Genomic DNA, 5,322 nt, shown 5'->3' on the forward strand with positions numbered 1-5,322 from the left:
GCAAAGAGAACAACGGTCAGCAGACCACGCTTAACGAAACTGAGCTGGCGATGTGCCGCAGCATGGGTATTTCGCAGGAAGAGTTTCTCGCCGCTAAACCGAAACAGGAGCAATAACAATGCCAGCACCGTCAGCTGAAATTCTGCACGCGCTCTCCACGTCCCTGAGCGCCGCCTTTACCAAAGGTCTTGCGGGCGTCAAGTCGCAGTACCTGCGCATCGCTACTGAAGTGCCGAGCGGCTCTGCGTCCAATACGTATGGCTGGCTCTCGGACCTGCCGACCATCAAAGAGTGGGTCAGCGCCCGCCAGTTCGCGCAGTTGTCTCAGTACGGCTACACCATCGCCAACAAGACCTGGGAAAACTCAATCAAGGTCAAGCGTGAAAATATCGAAGACGACCAGATTGGTCAGTACAGCGTGATTGCGCAGGCATTCGGTCAGCAGGTCGCCGAGTTCCCGGACACGCTGAGCTTCCCGTTGCTGGTTGCCGGTTTCAGCACCCTGTGCTTTGACGGCCAGAACTTCTTTGATACTGACCATCCGATGGCGGGCGGCACCTACAGCAACGTTGTAGGTAATATCGCGACCGACACCGGCGAGCCGTGGTTCCTGATTGATGAAAGCCAGGTACTCAAGCCGATCCTTTATCAGAACCGCCGTCCCTTCAATTTCCAGGCACTGGATGACCTCAGCAGTGACCACACCTTCAAGAACAATGAGTTCCTGTATGGCGTGGATGGCCGCTGCAACGTCGGATTTGGCTTCTGGCAGACCGCCTGCGGGTCCCGCGCACCGCTGACTGTCGCCAACTATGAAGCGGCGGTGAAGGTTCTGCAGGGGATGAAGCGTGATTCCGGTAACCCGCTGGGTATCCGTCCGACCACGCTGGTTGTGGGTCCGAACAACCGCGCCGCCGCGAAGAAGATCATCGACGCAATGCTGGTCGATGGCGGGAACTCCAACATCTATTACAAGGATGTGGAAATCGTCGACAGCCCGTTTATCACCACCCCGGCGTAATCGTCAGTCTGCGTTTTAATACCGTTACAGCGGGCGTTAAACCCGCTGTAACCCACCTTTAAAGAGGATGGAACAGTGAGTGGAACGAAAGAAAAAACAACGGGTAAGCGAGGCACTAAAGGTCGCGCTGGCAAGGTTCCAGCGCCGGAAGTGGCACAGGTTGATGCACCTGACCTGCCGGGAGCTGAACGGTCAGTCACATTGCCAGGGCATTACGTTGCGGTGGGTTCATCCCCCGTCAGCGTGACGTCTGGCGATGCTGGCATTACCGCCGCGTCAACTTTTCCTTCAGCTGACTGGTTTAACGGCGTCCAGGGTGAGTTAAGCGCTGTCCTGGAGGCAGCGGGTCATTCCAGCGCTGACGCTCAAACGATGCCAGCTACCGACGACGTCGAGGCGCTGGAGGTTCGCGCCAGACATGAGCGCGGGTTCTGGCGCTGTGGTCGCTTCTGGCCGCGCGAGCCGGTGCATGTGTTTGTCAGCGATGATCCCGATGGCGATAACGAGGCGAATGCGCTGGAGGGCGATGTGGTGGTGGAGTGTTTCATCAGCTACGAAACCGCCGAACGCCTGAAAGCTGAGCCGCATCTGGTGGTGACGGTCCTGCAGACGGTAGCGGAGAAAGGCTGATGGGAATTTACGTTACTCGTGATGACCTGCTGGCTGCGGACGGGTCGCTGGTCTGGACTATGGCCATCGACAAGGCAACGAACCAGCTCGACGAGACGAAGATAGCCACGGCCATCGAAGATGCCGACGCGGAGATCAACTCGTTTCTGTCAAAGCGCTATCAGTTGCCGCTGAACATCACCACCGTTCCGCGCCCGCTGCACCGGGTAGCTGTATCCATCGCCATTTACTGGCTGTCCGAGCGCGACAATCAGATCACCGACCTGATTCAGAAGCGCTACGACAGCGCCATCCAGACCCTGAAGGAGATGGCGAACGGGACCCGGGACCTCGGGCTGCCGACCGAGACGCCAGCCCCGGAGACCGACAACGGCAGGATGATTGTTGTCTCCGATAACAAACGTCTGTTCACCCGCAATAACCTCAAAGGGGTGCTGTGATGGGGATATCGGTTGAGGTTATCGGTGCTGAGAAGCTGCAGCAGATGCGTCTGGCCATCGAGAAACTCTCCGACAGTTCGCTGCAGCAGGAGCTGCTGGAGAGCATCGGGGCCGTCGTGGAATCGCAGACCCGCCGCCGTATCAGCGACGAGAAAACCTCACCGGCTGGTGAGCGCTGGGAGGAGTGGTCCGAGGGTTACCGCAAGACCCGCAGCGGAAATCAGAGCCTGCTGCAAGGGAATGGCGATCTGCTCGACAGCATCCAGTACATCGTCGAGCGCGGCCATGTTCGCGTCGGTTCGCCGCTCAGCTACAGCGGCGTCCACCAGGACGGCTTTGCAGGCAGTGTCCCGGTCAGCGCGCATAAGCGTCTCATTCATCAGGTGTTTGGCCGGGCGCTGAAGCATCCTGTCTGGCAGACCGTGGGCTCCCATAATCGCATGATGAATATTCCGCAGCGCGAGTACCTCGGGCTGTCCACCGCAAACAGTGATGAGCTGATGCACGTCATCGGCGACTTCTGGAAAGAGGTATTACCGTGAGTAATGAACGTCCGTCCCTGCTGACCACCGGCTCCACGGTCTCCGCTGCCGAGAACATCGTGGCGTGGCTGAAGCCGGAGCTGCTGAACGAACCTCAGCAATACAAGCCTGACCGCGTCAGCGTCATCGAACGCCACATCGGCCAGTTCAGCACCCCGGCAGAGGTCAAGACCTACCTGACAGATCGTGATGGTTGTATCCGGCTGGCCGCACTGCGGGTGCGTAATATCCGCGCTCAGGCTGGCGGCACCGTCGGTGATATCACCTGGGCGGCGTACGTCATGGCCACCGATGCATGGGGCTATACGCGCGACACTCGCTGCGAGGTACTGGTCGGAAAGCTGGTGCGCCGTATTGTCCAGCGCGGAGCCGCCAACGGTATGAAGGCCGAGCGTCTGGCCACCTCTGTCAGTGCCGACAACATCTATTCCGGCGGGCTGAACGATCTGGGTCTGACCATGTGGACAGTGACGTGGGAACAGGAGTTCCGTCTGGATGATGAAATAGACCTTGCCACCCTCCCGGACTTCCTGCGACTGGGTGCCACGCTGCAGGTCAGCGACGACACCGACCCCATTAAAGGCGTTATTAACGTAAGAGAGCCATAACGATGAAGAAACATATTAAGCCCGCCCGCGCGGGACTGCAGGTGCGTAAAGCTGACGGCCAGCGCCTCAGTCCCGAAGGAGAAGCACTCCTCATGAGTGCATGGTGGCACCGCCGCGAAGCTGAAGGTGATGTTGTTATCACCGATATCCAGGGTGAATCCGTAACCGAACTGGCGGAAGTCCGCCAAACCCGAACCGCAAAGGAGAAGTGATATGTCTTCACTGGGTGATATTCCTGCTGATGTCCGCGTTCCGCTGGTGTACATCGATATTGATAATTCTCAGGCGCTCGACAGTGCCCCGGCACAGTCGCGCAAAATTATCGTCATCGGCCAGCAGAGTGCGACCGGCACCGCTGCCGTTCTGACGCAAAACCGCATCACCAGCGACGGCACTGCTGACCAGCTTTATGGTAAAGGCTCCATGCTGGCCGGGATGCTCAAGACCCTGCGTAAGGCCAACCGCTATACCGAAGTGTGGGCGATGGGCCTGGCTTATATTGCAGCCGGTGCTGCCGCGAAATCAGAACTGACCGTCACCGGCCCGGCCACCGCTGCGGGTACGCTGGCCCTGCTGGTGAACGGTATCTCGGTGCAGGTCGGTGTCAGCGCTGACGCGACTGCGGATGATATCGCTTCCGCCATCATTACCGCCGTCAACAAACTGCCTGACACGCAGGTCACAGCCGCGCTAAAAGCTGACTCCACCACAATCGTCACCCTGACCACCAACTGGAAAGGCGCGACCGGCAATGCGATGGACGTCCGTCTCAACTACTACACCGGCGAGCAGACGCCTGCAGGCGTTGCGGTGGCCGTGACTGCTTTCACTAGCGGCACCGGCACCCCGGATATTGCGGCGGTCGTCGCGGCGCTGGGCGATGACTGGTATACCGATATTGTGTTCCCGTTCAACGATACCCAGAGCCTGAACACCATCCGGGATGAGCTGCTCAACCGCTGGGGCCCGCTCAAGATGATTGAGGCGCAGCTCTGGACTGCATTCAGGGGCACCCATGCCGAAAGCGGCACCTTTGGGGAAACCCGCAATGACTGGCTGATTTCCTGCCTCGGGACCAATATCTCTCCGCAACCGCACTGGCTGTGGGCGGCATCCTACGGCGGCATCGCCTCCTATTATCTGGCCAACGACCCGGCCCGTCCGCTGCAGACGCTGGTGCTGCCGGGTATCCTGCCGCCGAGCAAGACTGTGCGCTGGGATATGCCGGAGCGCAACCTGCTGCTGCATGACGGCATTGCCACCCATTCCGTCGACGCCAGCGACAACGTATTCATCGAGCGTGAAATCACCATGTACCGCGTCAACAAGTACGGCGACACCGATGAATCGTACCTCGATGTGCAGTCACCGGCGACGCTGGGGCGCATCCGCTACGTCATCAAAAACCGCTTCACCAACCGCTACCCGCGTCACAAGCTAGCCGGGGATGATGTGCTCGACCTGCTTGATCCGGGCCAGCCGGTGATGACGCCGAAGATTGCCCGCGCCGAGCTGCTGGATATCGCGCTGACTGAGCTGATTCCTGCGGGTCTGATTGAAGACTTCGACGACTACAAAGACACGCTGGAAGTGTATCTCGACGGCGACGACAAAAACCGCCTGAACTTTATCTGTCACCCGAATCTGGTCAATCAGCTGCGCGTGCTGGCCGGTCTTATCCAGTTCAAACTTTAAGGAGCCTTTATGAGCATTCTGGGTATGGCGGCCATTCGTGCTAACGGCCGTGAAATCAAAAGCACGGGAAAATCCACCCTCAATCCGGGGGGCTATGCCCGTACCCAGCATATGGGTGGCGGCAAAGTCTGGGGGTACTCCCGCAAGATGGCGGGCCCCTCGATCCAGATGACCCTCGCCGCGGCGGAGGATATGGACGTTGTCGAAATCAGTAGCTGGGAGAACGTAACCATCATGTTTGAAGGCGATAACGGCCTGACTTACATGATGACCGGTGCGGCGACTGCGGAACCGGCCACGCTGGATGAAGACGCTGGCACCATCAGCGCCAACTTCATCGGCACCAAACTGGTGAAGGTGTAAGTCATGGCTGAGATGAAAATCAC

Annotated in this window: 8 protein-coding genes and 1 pseudogene; all 9 read left to right on the top strand. The window is 58.9% G+C overall.

The genetic code is table 11. The annotated features are described in order from the left end of the window. Window positions 1-116 (top strand): annotated as a pseudogene (locus N6G83_RS54890) (peptidase); the annotation flags it as partial. Window positions 117-118: 2 nt separating this feature from the next. Next, entirely contained in the window at window positions 119-1,021 is a 903-nt protein-coding gene (locus tag N6G83_RS53790; protein ID WP_260524396.1) for a Mu-like prophage major head subunit gpT family protein, read from the top strand. 372 nt (window positions 1,022-1,393) lie between these two features. Beyond that, on the top strand, window positions 1,394-1,651 hold the full coding sequence (locus tag N6G83_RS53795; protein WP_260524397.1) for a hypothetical protein: 258 nt from the start codon (window positions 1,394-1,396) through the stop codon (window positions 1,649-1,651). Then, a complete protein-coding gene (locus tag N6G83_RS53800; protein ID WP_260524398.1) occupies window positions 1,651-2,091 on the top strand; it encodes a gp436 family protein in 441 nt (146 codons plus the stop codon). Before N6G83_RS53795 ends, N6G83_RS53800 begins: the two co-directional genes overlap by 1 nt. Next, complete coding sequence (locus N6G83_RS53805) at window positions 2,091-2,633, top strand: phage virion morphogenesis protein (RefSeq protein WP_260524399.1); 543 nt, start codon at window positions 2,091-2,093, stop codon at window positions 2,631-2,633. The genes N6G83_RS53800 and N6G83_RS53805 overlap by 1 nt, the downstream gene beginning before the upstream one ends. Further along, entirely contained in the window at window positions 2,630-3,241 is a 612-nt protein-coding gene (locus tag N6G83_RS53810; protein WP_260524400.1) for a hypothetical protein, read from the top strand. Before N6G83_RS53805 ends, N6G83_RS53810 begins: the two co-directional genes overlap by 4 nt. 2 nt (window positions 3,242-3,243) lie before the next feature. Then, window positions 3,244-3,453: a DUF2635 domain-containing protein gene (locus tag N6G83_RS53815; RefSeq protein ID WP_117111342.1), complete on the top strand. Its 210-nt coding sequence runs from the start codon at window positions 3,244-3,246 to the stop codon at window positions 3,451-3,453. A gap of 1 nt (window position 3,454) precedes the next feature. Continuing rightward, entirely contained in the window at window positions 3,455-4,936 is a 1,482-nt protein-coding gene (locus N6G83_RS53820; protein WP_260524401.1) for a phage tail sheath subtilisin-like domain-containing protein, read from the top strand. Window positions 4,937-4,945: 9 nt separating this feature from the next. After that, complete coding sequence (locus tag N6G83_RS53825; protein WP_260524402.1) at window positions 4,946-5,299, top strand: phage tail tube protein; 354 nt, start codon at window positions 4,946-4,948, stop codon at window positions 5,297-5,299. The last annotated feature ends 23 nt before the right edge of the window (window positions 5,300-5,322 follow it).

This window comes from Serratia sp. PL7, from assembly GCF_945957435.1.

Excerpts from the sequence above, each read along its gene's own strand:
- N6G83_RS53815 (WP_117111342.1), top strand. The coding sequence starts at position 3,244 with ATGAAGAAACATATTAAGCCCGCCCGCGCGGGACTGCAGGTGCGTAAA.
- N6G83_RS53820 (WP_260524401.1), top strand. The coding sequence starts at position 3,455 with ATGTCTTCACTGGGTGATATTCCTGCTGATGTCCGCGTTCCGCTGGTG.
- N6G83_RS53800 (WP_260524398.1), top strand. The coding sequence starts at position 1,651 with ATGGGAATTTACGTTACTCGTGATGACCTGCTGGCTGCGGACGGGTCG.
- N6G83_RS53825 (WP_260524402.1), top strand. The coding sequence starts at position 4,946 with ATGAGCATTCTGGGTATGGCGGCCATTCGTGCTAACGGCCGTGAAATC.
- N6G83_RS53790 (WP_260524396.1), top strand. The coding sequence starts at position 119 with ATGCCAGCACCGTCAGCTGAAATTCTGCACGCGCTCTCCACGTCCCTG.
- N6G83_RS53805 (WP_260524399.1), top strand. The coding sequence starts at position 2,091 with ATGGGGATATCGGTTGAGGTTATCGGTGCTGAGAAGCTGCAGCAGATG.
- N6G83_RS53795 (WP_260524397.1), top strand. The coding sequence starts at position 1,394 with ATGCCAGCTACCGACGACGTCGAGGCGCTGGAGGTTCGCGCCAGACAT.